The organism is Streptomyces sp. NPDC019890, from assembly GCF_044903445.1.
Lineage (GTDB): Bacteria > Actinomycetota > Actinomycetes > Streptomycetales > Streptomycetaceae > Streptomyces.
Window position 1 is genome coordinate 306,619 of sequence record NZ_JBJDQK010000008.1, and the last position, 15,982, is coordinate 322,600.

Sequence of the window (15,982 nt, forward strand, 5' to 3'; positions counted from 1 at the left end):
GGTCTCTCCCCCTGCCCGCACCCTCAGCGGAGGGAATGCGTCATGCCTCCGGCCACGAGTCCGGCCGGATCGGCCCGGAGGATGGCTTCCTGCGCGAGCCGTAGCGGCGGGCCCGGTTCGATCCCCAGCTCATCCCTGATGATCTTGCGCGCCCTGCGGTACACGCCCAGTGCGTCGCCCTGCCGGCCCACCCGGTACAGGGCGGCCATCAACTGCCGGTAGAAGGGCTCCCGCAACGGATGCTGGACCACCAGGCCCTTGAGTTCCTCGATCGCGGCGTAGTGGCGGCCGAGCGCCAGGGCGGACTCGATATTCAGCTCGATGCAGTTGAGCCGTTTTTCCTCCTCGACGGCCGCGAACGAGTTGATCTCCAGAGAACCCGCAATGCCGTCGAGAACAGGCCCCCGCCAGAGAGCGAGGGCCTGTCCAAGATGCTCCGAGGCGCCGAGGTAGTCGGCGGCGAAGTACCGGACTCTGCCGTTCTCGTAGAGCTCGTCGAACAGCCGTACGTCGAGTTGAGCCCTCCCCACATCCAGAATGTAGCCGGGCGATACCGTCATGATCGGCGGCGGCCCGCTTCCGGGTTCACCGAGAAGTTTTCGCAATTGCGAAACATATACGCGCAGGCTCGCGGTCGCGGAGCGCGGCGGTCGCTGCTCCCACAACTCGGCGACCAGTTTGTCTCCCGGTACGGCCTCCCCCGCTCGGACGGTCAGCAGTGCAAGCAATTTGGCGATCTTCGGTGGCGCAGGCGTCAGGTCGACATCGCCGCGGGTCACCCTCAGCCGGCCGAGCACCTGATAGCGCAGCGGTTGGCCGGATTGTGCGAAGTGCAGGGACACAGAAACCCCCTGAATGCGCGCGACGCATTCAACTAGTTCGAAATCCCCCGTTTAACCTCGGATACCTGACGGAGCACGCTTTTCTATAAACACCATAGCCCTGCGGTAGTTACGTGGTCATTAAATGGAAGATAACAGCCGCAGCGGGGCCCGAATGTCTAATTCCGGCCATTGAATCAGCCGGAATTGAATTGTTGAAATGTTGGCGGCAGAGCGGTAAGAGGCGGCCGGCTCGGGGATTCCCCCCGCGCGGGCCGCCTCTCGTCGGGCCGGTGCGTCACATCAGGCGACGGACACCTGCTCAGGTGCGAGGATCTCGGCCAGCCACGAGAACAACCGCTCGTGGTACAGGGTCATGGCGCCGGAGTGGCAGTGCGCGCCCCCGCCTTCGTCGGCGGTGAAGACGTGCAGTGACTTGGCGCTGTTCAGCCCCGTGTACACCTTCTTCGCGTGTTCAAGACCGGCGAAGAACATGTCCTCCTCGGCGTCGAGCACGAGCACGGGACAGCGCACGTCCCCCACGACCTCGGAGAGGCTGAAAGCGGGCATGCGACGCAGCAGTTCGGCGGGGGTCTGTACGCCGAACGTCCAGAGCGCCTGCCGCAGCAGCCAGCGGGTGAAGGTCTGCTGCATGGCGATCCCGTACATGACGGGATTGGCGAACTCGTCGCATCCCTGCTCGACCCACTCCAGCACGAACGGCGGCAGTGCCACCACATCACCGAGCTGCCACACGGCGTCGTGGGCCACGCATCCGGCCAGCCGGTGCTCGAATGCCGCGGCTCGTACGGCCAGCAGGCCGCCGAGGCTGGTGCCGACCAGAACGAGGCGTTCAGGGTCGACCCCCGGCTGCGCCAGGGCGAAGTCCACCGCCGGCGTGACCACTTTCTCCCAGTCGGGCCTGAAGGTGAGCCCTTGCTCGCGCAGCACCGAGCCCTGACCGGGGCCCTCGAAGCAGAGGCAGTTGTACCCCCGCGCCAGCGCGGCGGCCGCGACGAAGAAGTAGCCCTCTTCGAGTGTGGAGTCGATCCCGCCGTGGTGGACGATGGTGGGTCGTGGCCCTGCGGAGTCGTCCGCTTGGTAGAAGTAGCCCGGAAGCGATCCGTTCTCGTACGGGATGCTGACGGGCTGCGGCGGGCGTTCCATCAGTTCGGCGGCCTGCCCGAAAGTGTCCTGGGAGAGCCGTATCAGTCGGCCGGCCTCGGGGTCGTGTGCCGGGTCGTCGCGCAGGAAGAACTCGGCGGTCCGGTAGTAGTTGTGCGCGCGCAGCAGCGCGGCACGGGCGTCGACGGTCCGCTTCTCGCCGAGTGCCACCGTGCCCAGCCGGTGTACGCGCTCGGCCAGGGCGGTCCACTCGCGCCGCCAGGCATCGGTGTCGCCGTTCGGGATGCGCGAGGCGACGGCGATGACCTCGCCGAGCTGTGCGCCGCCGAAGTCGGCGTATCCGGCGGCGCGCAGCGCCTCGTAGTCGAAGGCTGGATCGTCGAAGAGGAATTTCATGGTTGCGGCTCCTGAGAGTGAGGGGGTGGTACAGGGCCGTACGTCGAGCGGGTGCAGGTGCACGTGCGGGTGCGGTGGCTGGTGCGGCTGCGGCTGCTCGTGCCGCACGGGACGCCTACCGCGGTTCGGGGTGCGTCCTCGTGCCGTTGAGGAAGGTGTCGACGATCGACTCGGCGAACGCGGCCGACTCCAGTGGCCGCTGCCTCAGGATCAGCCTGGAGAGCATCGGTCCGGTGAGCAGTTCGATGGCCTCGTCCACATCCAGGCCAGGGCGCAGCTCTCCGTCGGCCATGCCTGCGCGCAGCGCCTGGCGCAGCGCGTCCCGCCGGGCGGCGACCACCGAGTCCTCGAACCGTTCCACCAGTTGCGGGCGGCGCGCTGCCTCGCCGAGCAGTCCGGCGAGCAGGCGGTGCAGGTTGGTGTCCTGACCACGGTGCCGGATCTGGTCGACAAGGGTCACCAGCCTGTCCCGCAGCGGGAGTTCGCCCAGCGGAGGAACGGGAAGGTCGAGGCTGCCCAGGGCAGCGAGTACCAGCTCCTCCTTGTTGCGCCAGCGGCGGTAGATGGTGGCGCGGGCGACCCCGGCCCGTTGCGCCACCAGGTCCATGGACAGGGCGCTGAAGCTGCACCCGTCGCCGAGCAGGCCGAGGGTGCTCTCCAGGATCGCCCGGTCGGCAGCGGGATCACGCTGGCGGCCGCCCCGGGCGGTGCGCCCCCGAGCGGCCGTCGTCCCGGACCGGCCCCCGGAGCGGGACCGGTCCCCGGACCCGGATACGGACATGGGCCGGAGGCCGTCGGGCAAACCGCCCTCGGCCTCCGGCTCAACGTGTGGTGGCATTCATACCTCCGTGGTGTGACTGGTTCTTCCCACTGCCTCCCTGTCCGGACGGGCTTCGCTCGTACGGGCAGGCAGGAGCAGCAGGCTGACGAGGGCGCCGAGAAACGTGACCCCGGCAGCGACAAGAGCGGCAACATGCATGGCGGACACGTAGGAGTCGACGGCCGCGGCCGCCATTCCGGAGCCGCGCGGGCCGAGCGAGGCGGCGACGGCGAGCGTGCTCTCGACCGAGTCCTCCGCCGTGTCCCGGACTCCGCGGGGCAGGGCCGCCAGCCGGTCCGTCACGCTGGAGCGATAGGCCGTGGACAGGACCGAGCCCAGCACGGCGACGCCGAGAGCGCCGCCGACCTGGCGGAACGTGGTGTTGACGGCAGAGCCGGTGCCCGCCCTCTCCCGCGGCAGGGCGGACATGACAGCGGTCGTGGCCGGTGGCATCACACATGCGATGCCGACGCCCAGGACGAACAGGATGGCTTCGAGGACCCATACCTCGGTGTGCTCATCGACGGTGCCCACGGCGAGAAACGCGAGCGTGGTCAGCAGCGTGCCGGTGACGCACACGGGGCGGACCCCGATCCGTTTGGCCGCGAGAGTGGCCGGCGGGGAGAAGGCCAACTGGGCCACGGCCAGGGGAAGCAGGCAGTACCCGGCCTCAAGCGGTGTCCATCCGCGCACGCTCTGCAGATAGAAGACGAGGAAGAAGGTCCCACCGAGCAGCGCGAAGAACACCAGGCCGATGACGGTCACGGCCGCCGAGAAGCGGGGGATGCGGAAGAGGGCGATGTCCAGGGCGGGACGGCGGCTTCGCCGCTCCCACGCGACGAATGCGGCCAGCACGGCGAGCCCGCCCAGCACGGGTCCCCACACCTGGGCTTCCGCCCAGTCGTCCGATTCACCGCCCTTGATGACTCCGAACACCAGCAGAGTCAGACCGACGACGGACAGGGCGACACCGACCGGGTCGAAGCCGCCGCGCCGTGGGTCTTTGGACTCCGGTACGACGGCGACGGCGGCGACGGTTCCCACCACCACGATCGGGATGTTGATCAGGAAGACGGAGCCCCACCAGAAGTGTTCGAGCAGCGCACCGCCGGCGATGGGTCCGACGGCGACGGCGAGGCCGGCCGCACCGGCCCAGATGCCGATGGCCTTGGCGTGCTCGGCGGGCGGGAAGACGTCCATGATGATCGCCAGAGTCGCGGGCATCACCAGCGCACCGCCGACCCCGAGACCGGCGCGGGCGACGATCAGCTCGTCGGCACTGCCCGCGTAGGCGGACCACAGCGAGCAGCCGCCGAAGACGACGAGCCCGGCAAGCAGCGTGCGCTTGCGTCCCCAGCGGTCGGCGAGCACACCGGTGGTGAACAGCAGCGCGGCAAAGACGAGCGTGTAGGAGTCGACCGACCACTGCAGCGCGCTCTGCGAGGCGCCCAGGCCGACGGGTTCGGACTGAGCGAGCGTCTTCAGCGCCACGCTCAGTATGGAGGTGTCGAGGACCACGAGCAGGAGGCTGACGAGCAGCACGCCCAGTACCCACCAGCGGCGGGTGTCGTAGGCGATGGGCGGCTCGACGGTACGGAGTTGGGGTTGCGTCGTCACGGATTCCGCTCCTCGGAAGAAGAGGGTGCTGCGTGAACTGCCGTCTGATGCCGTGCACTTCGACGCTAGGCCCGACTCACAACCGAGTCAATGGTGTATCGAAACATCCTTGAATCGAAACAACCTTGGCTCGCATCTCGCCATCAGGACCCGGACCGCGGCCCCACGGCGCACGCGACAACGAAGTGGCCCCCGACGGTGCCGCTTTGGAAGTGCCAGCCCGGTGCGGCCGGACAGCGCCAGAGGGACGTGCCCCGGCCCACCGACCGCGGCTGGAAGGACACACCCGAGAAGTCCAGTCCCAGCCCGATGCCCAGAGCCTTCGCATACGCCTCCTTGAGCGTCCACAGACGTACGAGCATGCGATTGCGATCGGCGTATGGAAGCAAGCGCAGCGCGGCGAGCTCCTGCGGGTGGCAGACCTTCTCCGCAAGTCCAGGAGTGAGCAGCGACCGGTCGCACTCCTCCACATCCACGCCGATCCGGCGCCCTCGGGCGACTCCCACCAGCAGCAGACCGGCTGTGTGGCTGATGCCTCCGTCGAAGCCGGCCGGCTCGCGTACGCCGGGGCGCCCGCGTGCGCCCCGCTCCAGCATCACGTTCGCCGGGTCGGTGCCACCCGCGGCGGCGACGGCATGGCGCAACAGCAGCCGGGAGCCGAACAGCCGCGCCCTCGACACGGGTTCACGCGTCGCCCGATACCTCGGCCAGTCCGCGCCCAGTAGTTCAGGCGAGGGCGTGCACGGGACGGACGCCCAGTCGGCCAGTCGGCCGTGACACACCGCGTACCCATGGCGCCGCACGCTCGCGCGGACGGCAGCCCAGTTCCCGGAATCGGGCAGGAGTGGACCGGCAGAGATGGGCACCGAGCCTGGTTCCACCATCGCCACCCTCCCTTCGTTCTCCGTGGGTTGTGCCTACACCGCGTCACACCCGAGCGGCACCGCGTGCCAACACGTGGCGTACTCAAGCGCGCACCCACTGTTCTAGCGCCTTTGAGCGACGCCGTACGGGAAACGCCGGACCTGCGACGTGCGCATCAAGCACGGCTTTACGCCTCCTTTTCACCGCTCTCCAAAGATGGGCGCAACGGATGGCACTTGGTGCCGTGCGAGCCCGTATCCCGTACCGCGGAGCAACCGACAGCGATCGACAGGGGATGAGATGCGCAGGACCTTGACGGACGCCGTACGCGCCGGCGTGGAGCAGTACCCCGAGCGCCTCGCGTTCGTGTATCTGCACGAAGACGACCGGATCATGCGGCCCGAGCGGCTCACCTATGCGGAACTGGACCGCCGCGCCCGCCTCGTGGCCACCCGTCTGCGCGAGGCGTCGAAGAAGGGCGACACAAGCCCGGTACTGCTGCTCTACCCGCCCACACTGGACTTCGTCACCGCGTTCCTCGGCTGCTTCTACGCTGGGCGCACGGCGATCCCCGCGCCACTGCCCGATGAACCGGGCGAGCGGCTCGCCCGCGTGAGCGGCATTCTGCGCGATGCCTCGGCGGGCGCGGTGCTGACGCTTCCCGAGCACCGTCAGGCTCTCTCCGCATGGCTGGCCGCCTCCGGAGAACAGGAAGTGGCATGTCTCGAGGCCGGTGGTGACTTCGCCGGGGACCCCGACGTCTGGTTCCCGCCGCAGGTCCGCGACCAGGAAGTGGCCTTCCTTCAGTACAGCTCGGGCTCCACGAGCACGCCCAAGGGAGTCATGGTCACGCACGCCAATCTGGTTGCCAATCAGGAAGCCATCCGGCGGGCGATGAACACCCAACAGGGCGTCGTCGCAGGCAGCTGGCTGCCGCTCTACCACGACATGGGCTTGATCGGGATGACCCTGCACCCTCTGTGGATGGGCGGCACGAGTGTCCAGATGTCACCCATCTCCTTCATCAAACAGCCGCACCGCTGGCTGCGCATGATTCACGACTACCAGGTCGAGGGCACCGCGTCCCCCAACTTCGGCTACGAGCTGTGCACGCGCCGGACGACCGAGGAACAGTCCGCCGGGCTCGACCTGTCCAGCCTGCGAGTGGCCCTCAACGGAGCGGAGCCGGTTCGCGCCGACACGCTCCGGGCCTTCACCGCCCGTTTCGCGGCCAACGGGCTGCGTCCCGAGGCCATGCTGCCCTGCTACGGCCTGGCCGAGAACACACTGCTGGTCTCCGGAGGCGACACCGCCAGGCAGCATGTCGAACTGACGGTAGACGCCCACTGCCTGGAGCAGGACGAGCTGCAGCCCGCACGAGACGGTCGGGCGACCAGGACGCTCATCGGCTGCGGCCGCCCCGTGGGCACCGAAGTACTCCTCGTGGACCCGATGACCCTCGAGGTCCTGCCGGAAGCCCGGGTCGGCGAGATATGGCTGCGCGGCACGTCGGTGGCCGCTGGCTACTGGAACCGACCCGAGGAGACCGCCGAGTCCTTCCAGGCGTCGACAGCGGACGGGCGCACCGGGTACTTCCGCACCGGCGACCTCGGCGCCCTGCTCGGCGGGGAGTTGTATGTCACCGGGCGGATCAAGGAGATGCTCATCCACCACGGCCGCAACCTCTATCCGCAGGACATCGAGCATGCCGTGCAGGACTCGGGACCCGCCTTCCGCAAGGGCGGTGGCGCCGTGTTCACCGTCGCCGGCAGCGAGGCCGAACGCGACCACGTGGTCGTGGTGCAGGAAATCCGCCCACACGCCTACGACGAGCCTGACCTGCCGGGACTCGCCGTGTCGGTACGGGAGTTGGTGAGCCGCCAGTTCCAGCTGCCGGCCGCGAACGTGGTCCTGGTGCGCCCCGGCGTGATCCGCAAGACGACCAGCGGCAAGACACAGCGCACCCTGATGCGGCAGCTCTTCCTCGACGGCGCTCTGCCCGCCCTGCACCAACGCCTGGAACGACCGGTCGCGGCCCTGATCGACGGCGGCGCCGACGGCAGCCCCGAGTCCGCCTCGCTCGCCGCCCCCGGTCGCTGAGACCCGAACCCCTCAAGGGAGAGGTACGCCATGCCCATCGCCCCCGAAACCCGTGCCGAGAAGCTGGACCTCGTACTGCCGGACCTGACCGCTTCGGAGCTCGAGCAGTGGCTCACCGATCGCGTGGCCTTCCATCTGCACCGGCCCGCCGAAGAGATCGATCCGGACACGCCGCTCGCCGACTACGGCATCGACTCGGTAGCGGCCATCGGCATCTGCGGTGAGATCGAGGCACGCCATCAGCTTTCGGTCTCCGCGACGATCGCCTACGACTTCCCGACGGTACGTGCCATCAGTACGCACCTCGCCGAACGCCTCAACGGCGAAGCCGGAGCGGCGTCATGACCGAGCGCGAACCGGTCGCGGTCGTCGGCCTCGACTGCCGCTTCCCCGGTGCCCGCGACGCCAAGGAGTTCTGGGAACTCCTCATGGAAGGCCGGGACGGCACCCTTCGCATCCCGGAACAGCGCTGGGACGCGGACCGTTACTACACGGCGCCCCCGACCGGTCCCACCGGTACGTCCGAGGCCCGGCCGCCCGGCCGCAGCAATACCGTGCGCGGCGGCTTCCTCGACGATCCCGACTCCTTCGACCCCCAGTTCTTCGGCATCGCCCCGCGGGAGGCGGCCGCCATGGACCCGCAGCAGCGGCTGCTGCTGCAGTGCTCCTGGCGCGCCATCGAGGACGCGACGGTCCCGCCCGAGGACCTGGCCGGCACCAACACCGGAGTGTTCGTCGGAGTGATGGCCAACGAGTGGGCGTATCTGCAGCTGTCGGACTACGACAGGATCACCGCCCGCTACGGCTCCGGCAACGGCTACTTCATGGGCGCCAACCGGGTCTCGTACCACCTCGACCTCAAAGGCCCCAGCCTGGCGGTGGACACGGCCTGCTCGTCCTCACTCGTCGCCGTCCATCTCGCGGCCGGCGCGCTGCGGGCGGGCGACTGCGACTACGCGCTCGCTGCGGGCACCAATCTGATCATGACGCCCGTCATCAACATCTTCTACTCCCAGGCGGGCCTCTCCGCGCCCGACGGACGGTGCAAGCCCTTCAGCGCCGCGGCCGACGGCATCGGACGGGCCGAGGGCGTCGCGGTCCTCGTACTGCGCCGCCTCAGTGACGCCCTGGCCGACCACCAACCCGTGTACGCCGTGCTGCGCGGCAGCGGGGTCAACCAGGACGGTCGCAGCAATGGGATCACCGCCCCCAACCGGTGGGCCCAGCAGCAACTCATCGAGAGAGTCTGGCAGTCGGCCGATGTCACCGCGGACGACATCCACTTCATCGAGGCGCACGGCACCGGCACCCTCCTCGGCGACATGATGGAGGCGCAGGCGCTCGGTCACCTGACCACCGGCCGCAGCGGCGGGAGCATCGCTCTGGGCTCGGTCAAGAGCAACTTCGGCCACGCGGAGGGAGCGGCCGGGATCGCCGGGATCGTCAAGTCGGTGCTCGCCCTGCAGCACCGGACGGTGCCGCCCAGCCGATTCGCCGAGAACGAGAACCCGAAGCTCCAACTGGCCGAGCGACGGCTGTCGCTGCTCAAGTCCCCGCTGCGGCTTCCGTCCGGCACTGTGCACGCCGCCGTCAGCAGCTTCGGCATGGGCGGCACCAACGCGCACGCGGTCCTGTCCTCCGCGCCTCGCTCGGCACACCCGTCGGGTGGCGGGGCGCCGGGGGTGTTCACCGTGTCCGCCCGCTCCGCGCGACAGCTGCGCCCCAACCTGCTGGCTCAGGCCGAGGCGCTGGCCCGGGTGCCCGAGGACCGGCTGCCGCAGCTGTGCTGGACCAGCAACCGGGTCAAGTCCCGGCTGCCGCACCGCGTGGCCGTCGCCGCCGCGGGACTGCCCGAGCTGGTGGCCGGGCTGCGCAAGGCGGCGGAGCGCGCCGACGACGGGCCGGCCGGCAGCGCCCGGCGGGGGGCACCCGCGGTGGCGTTCGCCTTCACCGGCCAGGGCGCGCAGCATCCCCGTATGGCCGCTTCCTGGTATGCCTCGTCCCCCGTCTACGCGCGGCTGTTCGACGAGATCGACAAGATGCTCGCCGCCCACCTCGGGCTCTCGGTGCGCGACGCGGTGCTGGACGGCGACCCGGGCATCGACCGTACGGGCCTGGCACAGCCGGCTCTGTTCGCCGTGGAATACGCGATGGCGGGCACCCTCGTCGAGGCCGGCATCAAGCCCTCGTTCGTCATCGGCCACAGCATCGGCGAGTTCGCGGCCGCATGCACGGCCGGTGCGCTCGATGCCGCGGACGCCGCCAGGCTGGTCGCGCGCCGAGGTGCCCTGATGGAGGCGCTCCCCGACGGCGGCGGCATGCTCACCGTGCCTCTCGGCCCACCCGCAGTGGAGACGCTGCTGGCTGAGCGTGCACAGCTGTGCATTGCCGCGGTCAACGGGCCCGACAGCACGGTCGTCGCCGGCGATCTCACCGAACTGGAGGCGCTGCGGGCCACATTGACCGAGCGGAGCATTGCCTCGCGCCCGCTGACCGTCTCGCACGCCTTCCACTCGCCGCTCATGCAGCCCGTCGTGGAGGACTTCCGCCGCGAGGCCGACATGCCGGTGCACCGGCCCACCGTGCCCTTCTTCTCAACCGTGCACGGACGTCGGCTGGCCGACGACGAGGTCATGGACGCGGACTACTGGGCGCAGCAGATCACCGCGCCGGTGCGGTTCGCCGACGCGGCAGCCGGGTTGTTCGCCGCCGGAGCCACCCACATCGTGGAAATCGGCCCGCGCGCCGCCCTCACCCCGCTGCTCGCCCGGCTGAAGCCGGCCACCGGTCACCCGGTGAGCTGCCACGCCGCTCACCCGGGACGCCGCGCGCCGCAGCACCCGGTGCACCAGCTCATCGGCGAGCTGTGGTGCGCCGGACTCACCCCCGACTGGGACGCGCTGTACCAGGAGACAGCCCGGGTGCCGCGCCGTCTGCCGCCGTATGTCTTCGACACCACTTTCCGCGCCTGGCGCACCGCCGACGCCCCCGAACTGCCCGTGTCCACACCCCTCTCACTGGACGCGGCAGCCGCGGTACCGCCCACGGCGGATCGCGGAGAATCGTGCCCGCCGGCCCGCCCCGGTGACCCCCCGCACCTCGTGGCTGAGGTGACGCACCGTCTGGTCTGCCGGGTCGGCGGGCACGAACCGTCCGACGTACACAGCCGTTCACGCCTGCACGAGGACCTGGGCTTCGACTCGATCCAGGTGATGGAGCTCAAGACCCGCATCGAGAACGAACTCCCGCAGGTAGGCACTCTCCCGATCGAGGAGTTGCTCGCGAGCCTGGAGACGGTGGGCGACCTCACCGGCTATCTGCGCGACCGCCTCCTGACGCCGTCCGCACCGGAAGGAACGCGCTCATGACCGTACCCACGGCGCACCTGGCTTCGGTCGGTACCTGTCTGCCGGGAGAACCCGTCGACAACGCGACACTGGCCAAGCTCGTCGGCGTCGACGAGCAGTGGGCCGAGATGCTCATCGGCAACACCAGCAGGTATTTCGCCGTCGATCTGGCGACCGGCCACGTGCGGCACAGCCTCACCGACATCGCCACGACCGCCGCGGACCGGGCCCTTGCGCAGGCGGGCCTGGACCCCGGCGACATCGACTGCATCGTCATGGGCACCGCCACCCCGGACCAGCTGATGCCCGCCACCGTGAACCTCGTCGCGGACCGTCTCGGCATCGACAACGTCCCCACCTATCAGCTCCAGTCCGGCTGCGCGGGGGCCATTCAGGCACTCGACGTGGCCCGCACTCTGCTGCTCGCCGGACGCTGTGCGACCGTGCTGGTGATCGGCGGCGATGTGTGTGCCAAACATCTGGAGACCGACTTCGACCCCGGCTCCCGCAGCTCCGCCGAACTCGTCAACTATGTCCTCTTCGGCGACGGCGCCGGCGCCGCCGTGCTCAGTACCGAGTCCTTCGGCCAGCGCATCGAGATCCGCCAGGTGCTCAACCGGCTGGTGGGCCTCGGCAAGAAGCCGGGACAGGTCATCGACTGGTTCGGCCTCGCCGACCGGCACACGGACCGGACGGTGGTCTCCGAGGACTACAAGGCCATCGAAGCGGCGGTGCCGGCCCTGGCGTCGCAGATGTTCTGGGAACTCCTCGCCGACCTGGGCTGGACGCCCGACCAGGTGAACTACCTGCTCCCGCCCCAGCTCTCCGGCCGGATGAGCGACCGGATCTCCGAGGGGATGCCCGCCCCCGGCGCCCGGCGCATCAATGTCGTACGCACCGTCGGCAACAACGGCAATGCCCTCCCGTTCCTCCAGCTCGCCGAGCTCACCGAGCAGTGGCAGGGGCCCGGGCGCGCCGTCACGGTCGCCATCGAATCGAGCAAGTGGATCAAGTCCGGCATCGCCTTGGAGCGCACATGACCACGACGGAACACACCGCTCTCGCCACGACGACCGCTGTCGCCGCCACCGCCGCCACCGCCGCTGTCGCCGCCGCGGGCGACAGCGGTGCCTGGCAGGATCCCGCGGCGCTGCGCACATTGCGCGGCCTGTCCGCAGAGGGCCGGCTGGAGGCGGAGTACGGATCCGTCCGCGCCCTGCTCGCCCGTATGCCCCAGGGCGATCTGCCGGCGGCGGGCCAGCTGCTGGCCCGCCTCGACCTCGAGGCGATCCGCCGGCACGGCCCCGATCTGCCGGTCGTCACCGTCACCGTCACCGGCCAGTCCACCGTCGCCCCGCTCGTCGCCCCGCTCACCGCCGAACTCGCCCGGCACGGACTGGTGCTGGACCCGGTGGTATCTCCCTACGGCTCGTATCTGCACGACCTGCTGAGTCCCGCGGCGCCGGGCGACAGTGCCGGGCAGCCCGCGCTCACGCTGTGCATCCTCGACCCGCACACGGTCTTCGAGGAGGTGTCCGTCCCCTGGACGGTCGAGGACGTCGAGGCAGCGGCCCGGCGCAGACTGGCGCTCCTGGCCGAGGCCGTGCGCACCCACCAGGACAGCGGGCGGGGGCCCTTGGTACTCAACACCGTGCCGCTGCTGCACCGCCATGCGCACCAGCTGGTCGACCTGCGCTCGCGGGCCCGGCTCGGCGCCGTGTGGCGCGAGTTCAACAGCGGGTTGCTCGCCCTCGCCCACGAGCATCCCGGGCTGGCCGTCATCGACCTCGACCCCCTGGTGAGCCTGGGCACAGCCGCGTACGAACCACGCACCGGCCTGTACGCCAGGGCCAGGCTGTCCGAGGGGCTGCTCGCCGACTACGCCCGCGAGGTCGGCCATCTCGTCCTGGGGCGCCTGGGCAGAACCCGTAAATGCCTGGTACTGGATCTGGACGGCACGCTGTGGGGCGGAGTGCTCGGCGAGGAGGGCCCGGACGGCATCGAGCTCGGCACCGGATTCCGCGGGGAGGCGTTCCTGGACTTCCAGCGGGTGCTCGCCCAGCTGGGCTCGCAGGGCGTGCTGCTTGCGGTCAGTAGCAAGAACAACGCGGACGCGGTGCGCGAGGCGCTGCGCGACCACCCCGCCATGCGGCTGCGCGAGGAGGACTTCGTCTGCGTGAACGCCAACTGGTCGGCCAAGCACGACAATCTGCGCGACATCGCCGAGCGGCTGGGCCTCGGCCTGGACAGCTTCGTCTTCGTCGACGACAGCCTCTTCGAATGCGGCCTGGTCAGGGAGCAGCTGCCCGAGGTCGCGGTGATCCGCGTCGACGAGGAGCCCGCCCTGCACCCGACCGCGCTGCTCGCCGACGGCTGGTTCAATCTGCACCGGCTCACCGAGGAGGACCGCGAGCGGGCGGGCCGCTACCGTACGGAAACCCGGCGGCAGGAGTTCCGCGAGGACGTCGGCTCCTACCAGGACTATCTGGACGGCCTCGGCATCGAGGTCACCGTACGGCCGGTTTCCCCGGCGGAAATCCCGCGCGTCTCCCAACTCACCCTGCGCACCAACCAGTTCCACCTCGCCACCGAGCGCCTGCAGGTGCCGCAGGTGCAGGCGTGGGCCGAACAGCCCGGCGCCGACGTGCTCGTGGTCTCCGCCCGCGACCGGTTCGGCGACCACGGCCTGGTCGGTGCGGTGTTTCTGCGCCGCGAGGGCGAGGAACTGCGCATCGACAACTACGTACTGAGCTGCCGGGTTTTCTCGCGGGGCATCGAGAGCGCATGCCTGAGCGCGGTGCTCGAACACGCCCGTGCCACCGGCGCCGGCAGCGCGGCCGGCCGCTATCTGCCCACGCCCAGGAACGCCGCCTTCGCCTCCTTCTACGCCGATCACGGCTTCGTCCCCGCCGGTCCTGACCCGTACGACCCCGAGGGCGCGTTCTTCCGGCACGACCTGGGCGACGTCGCCCCCGCCCCCGCCCATCTGCGACTGCACACCGCCCTCGTAGGAGAGTGCACATGACCACCGCTATCGCCGACCCCGTTCAGTTCTGCACGCTCCTGGGGGAGGAACTCGGCTTCCACATCACGCCCGAGGATCTCGACCGTCCGTTGGACGATGTACCCGAATGGGACTCGGTGCATCTGCTGCGCCTGGTCACTGTCCTGGAGAGTGTCACCCGCCGGCGCATCCCGGTGGCCGAACTGCTGGAGGCCGCCACCTTCCGGCAGATGTACGACGTGGTGGCCCGCACATGACAACGGTCACCGCGATGCCGAGCTGCCTCGTCCGGGCACCCCGTGAGGGCATCCCGCTGCGGCTGTTCTGCTTCCACCACGCGGGCGGGGGCGCCTCGTTCTTCGCCTCGTGGCGCGACCGGGTGCCACCCGAAGTGGACGTCGTACCCGTGCAGTTGCCCGGTCGCGAGTCCCGCTTCCGGGAACGCCGCTTCCGCGACGCCGGGCGGCTGGCCGAGTCTCTGGAGCGCGAACTCGCCCCGTGGCTGGACCGGCCGTACGCCGTCTACGGACACAGCATGGGCGCCCTCGTGGCCTTCGCGCTGGTGGCGGCCCGGATGCGGGGCGGCGGCCGGGCACCGCGGACGCTGTACGTCGGCGCCTACGGCGCCCCGCATCTGACTCCCCCGCTGCCGCCGGCCGACCGGTACGCGGACGCGGACCTCGCCCGTTTCCTGGTGGACGTCGGAGGTCTGAACCCGCAGTTCCTCGGCCGGGACGACTGGCTGAGGGCCCTGCTGCCCATCGTCCGGGACGACTTGCGCATCTGTGCCAGCCATCGGCGGGCGGGGCTGCCGGATCCGGACGACGAGGGGGCTCGGCTCCCGCTCGACATCCATGCCTTCGCGGGTCAGGACGATCCGCTGGTGGACCCGGAGGCCGTGCGGTCCTGGGAGCGGTACGCCCGGCGCTTTCGGATGTCCACGGTGCCGGGCGGACATTTCTTTCCGCGCGAGCAGCCCGCGCCGTTCTTCGACGTACTCAACCGCTCCCTGGTGGAACTGATCACGGAGCCGGGCGGACGACGCGCGGGACCCGAGTGATCCGTCGGTCGATCTCCTCGGCGTTCTTCTCGTACATCGTGCGCTGGTCCCGAATACCGGGCATGACCCACAGCGGGCGTGCCGAACCGTCCGCGAAGGCGAGGCCGTCGGTGTCGGGCCGCAGCCCCGTCAGCGTCAGCGCGAACGGTTCGAGGTAGTCGATCTCGTTTCCGGCGGTGAGCCGGAAGGGGCGGTCGTGGCCGGGGTAGATGACATCGGCCAGCTCGACGACCCGTTCGATGCTGCGGGTTGCCAGCTCGGCGTCCCAGAAGACCAGGGGGTTGTGGCGGGTCTGGGCGACATAGGCGAAGTGCAGTGCGTCGCCGGTGATGGCACTGCGCCCGGCGTCGGTGTCCACGAGCACCCCGATGCTGCCGGGCGAATGCCCCGGCAGACCGATGGCGGTGACGCCGGGGATGATCTCCTCCCCGTCCGCGATCTCGCGGACGGGGAGCTGTTCGAGCAGCAGTCCGGTCCATGCGGGGGTCGCCCAGTCGTTGGTGTGCGGCGTGTGGGCGTAGCGGCGTTCGTCGGCGTGGATCAGCAGGGTCGCGTGCGGGAACAGATCGATGTTCTGCACGTGGTCCCAGTGGGCGTGTGTGAGCACCACGGTGTCGATGTCCGCCGCCGTGAGCTGCCGGGCGGCGAGCGCGTCCCAGAGGTGGGGACGCCGCCCGACGTGCGCGGCGTCGACGAGGATGTTGCGGACCCGTCCCGCGGCGTCGGTCCCCCGGACCAGGAACACTCCGCAGAAGGCGGGATAGCCCTGGTCGGTGTCGATGGCGAAGCCGGGCAGGAGAATGTCGATCGTCGGCATGGAACTCCCTT

13 protein-coding genes are annotated in these 15,982 nt (G+C 70.0%); 7 read left to right on the forward strand and 6 right to left on the reverse strand.

All coding sequences use genetic code 11. The annotated features are described in order from the left end of the window. Positions 1 to 23 precede the first annotated feature (23 nt). The 5 genes from ACI2LP_RS23410 to ACI2LP_RS23430 form a co-directional block, all read right to left on the reverse strand. The gene (locus ACI2LP_RS23410; RefSeq protein WP_404726453.1) at positions 24 to 842 is read right to left on the reverse strand and encodes a BTAD domain-containing putative transcriptional regulator; all 819 of its coding nucleotides are present in this window, start codon (positions 840 to 842) and stop codon (positions 24 to 26) included. A gap of 282 nt (positions 843 to 1,124) precedes the next feature. Then, on the reverse strand, positions 1,125 to 2,342 hold the full coding sequence (locus ACI2LP_RS23415) for an alpha/beta hydrolase family protein (protein ID WP_404726454.1): 1,218 nt from the start codon (positions 2,340 to 2,342) through the stop codon (positions 1,125 to 1,127). A gap of 115 nt (positions 2,343 to 2,457) precedes the next feature. Continuing rightward, positions 2,458 to 3,180 carry a TetR/AcrR family transcriptional regulator gene (locus ACI2LP_RS23420; RefSeq protein ID WP_404726455.1) on the reverse strand — a complete coding sequence of 241 codons (723 nt, stop codon included), beginning with the start codon at positions 3,178 to 3,180 and terminating at the stop codon, positions 2,458 to 2,460. Continuing rightward, the gene (locus ACI2LP_RS23425; RefSeq protein WP_404726456.1) at positions 3,181 to 4,779 is read right to left on the reverse strand and encodes an MFS transporter; all 1,599 of its coding nucleotides are present in this window, start codon (positions 4,777 to 4,779) and stop codon (positions 3,181 to 3,183) included. Positions 4,780 to 4,922: 143 nt separating this feature from the next. Then, complete coding sequence (locus ACI2LP_RS23430; protein ID WP_404726457.1) at positions 4,923 to 5,459, reverse strand: 4'-phosphopantetheinyl transferase family protein; 537 nt, start codon at positions 5,457 to 5,459, stop codon at positions 4,923 to 4,925. Between the two features lie 484 nt (positions 5,460 to 5,943). Between ACI2LP_RS23430 and ACI2LP_RS23435 the strand changes: the two genes are divergently transcribed. Genes ACI2LP_RS23435 through ACI2LP_RS23465 form a run of 7 tightly spaced genes read left to right on the forward strand, consistent with a single transcriptional unit; the run spans position 5,944 to position 15,154 of the window. Continuing rightward, a complete protein-coding gene (locus tag ACI2LP_RS23435) occupies positions 5,944 to 7,743 on the forward strand; it encodes a fatty acyl-AMP ligase (RefSeq protein WP_404726458.1) in 1,800 nt (599 codons plus the stop codon). A 30-nt stretch (positions 7,744 to 7,773) separates the two neighbouring features. Further along, positions 7,774 to 8,088 (forward strand): acyl carrier protein, encoded by a 315-nt coding sequence (locus tag ACI2LP_RS23440; protein ID WP_404726459.1) that lies wholly within the window; start codon positions 7,774 to 7,776, stop codon positions 8,086 to 8,088. After that, positions 8,085 to 11,111 carry a type I polyketide synthase gene (locus tag ACI2LP_RS23445; protein ID WP_404726460.1) on the forward strand — a complete coding sequence of 1,009 codons (3,027 nt, stop codon included), beginning with the start codon at positions 8,085 to 8,087 and terminating at the stop codon, positions 11,109 to 11,111. The genes ACI2LP_RS23440 and ACI2LP_RS23445 overlap by 4 nt, the downstream gene beginning before the upstream one ends. Continuing rightward, positions 11,108 to 12,130, forward strand: a complete 1,023-nt coding sequence (locus tag ACI2LP_RS23450) for a 3-oxoacyl-ACP synthase III family protein (RefSeq protein ID WP_404726461.1) — start codon at positions 11,108 to 11,110, stop codon at positions 12,128 to 12,130. The genes ACI2LP_RS23445 and ACI2LP_RS23450 overlap by 4 nt, the downstream gene beginning before the upstream one ends. Next, positions 12,127 to 14,115 carry an HAD-IIIC family phosphatase gene (locus ACI2LP_RS23455; RefSeq protein WP_404726462.1) on the forward strand — a complete coding sequence of 663 codons (1,989 nt, stop codon included), beginning with the start codon at positions 12,127 to 12,129 and terminating at the stop codon, positions 14,113 to 14,115. The genes ACI2LP_RS23450 and ACI2LP_RS23455 overlap by 4 nt, the downstream gene beginning before the upstream one ends. Beyond that, the gene (locus ACI2LP_RS23460) at positions 14,112 to 14,351 is read left to right on the forward strand and encodes an acyl carrier protein (protein WP_404726463.1); all 240 of its coding nucleotides are present in this window, start codon (positions 14,112 to 14,114) and stop codon (positions 14,349 to 14,351) included. Before ACI2LP_RS23455 ends, ACI2LP_RS23460 begins: the two co-directional genes overlap by 4 nt. Next, on the forward strand, positions 14,348 to 15,154 hold the full coding sequence (locus ACI2LP_RS23465) for a thioesterase II family protein (protein ID WP_404726464.1): 807 nt from the start codon (positions 14,348 to 14,350) through the stop codon (positions 15,152 to 15,154). Before ACI2LP_RS23460 ends, ACI2LP_RS23465 begins: the two co-directional genes overlap by 4 nt. Here the strand turns inward: ACI2LP_RS23465 and ACI2LP_RS23470 are convergent. Further along, positions 15,117 to 15,971: an MBL fold metallo-hydrolase gene (locus ACI2LP_RS23470; protein ID WP_404726465.1), complete on the reverse strand. Its 855-nt coding sequence runs from the start codon at positions 15,969 to 15,971 to the stop codon at positions 15,117 to 15,119. The two genes, ACI2LP_RS23465 and ACI2LP_RS23470, sit on opposite strands and share 38 nt — an antisense overlap. Positions 15,972 to 15,982 lie beyond the last annotated feature (11 nt).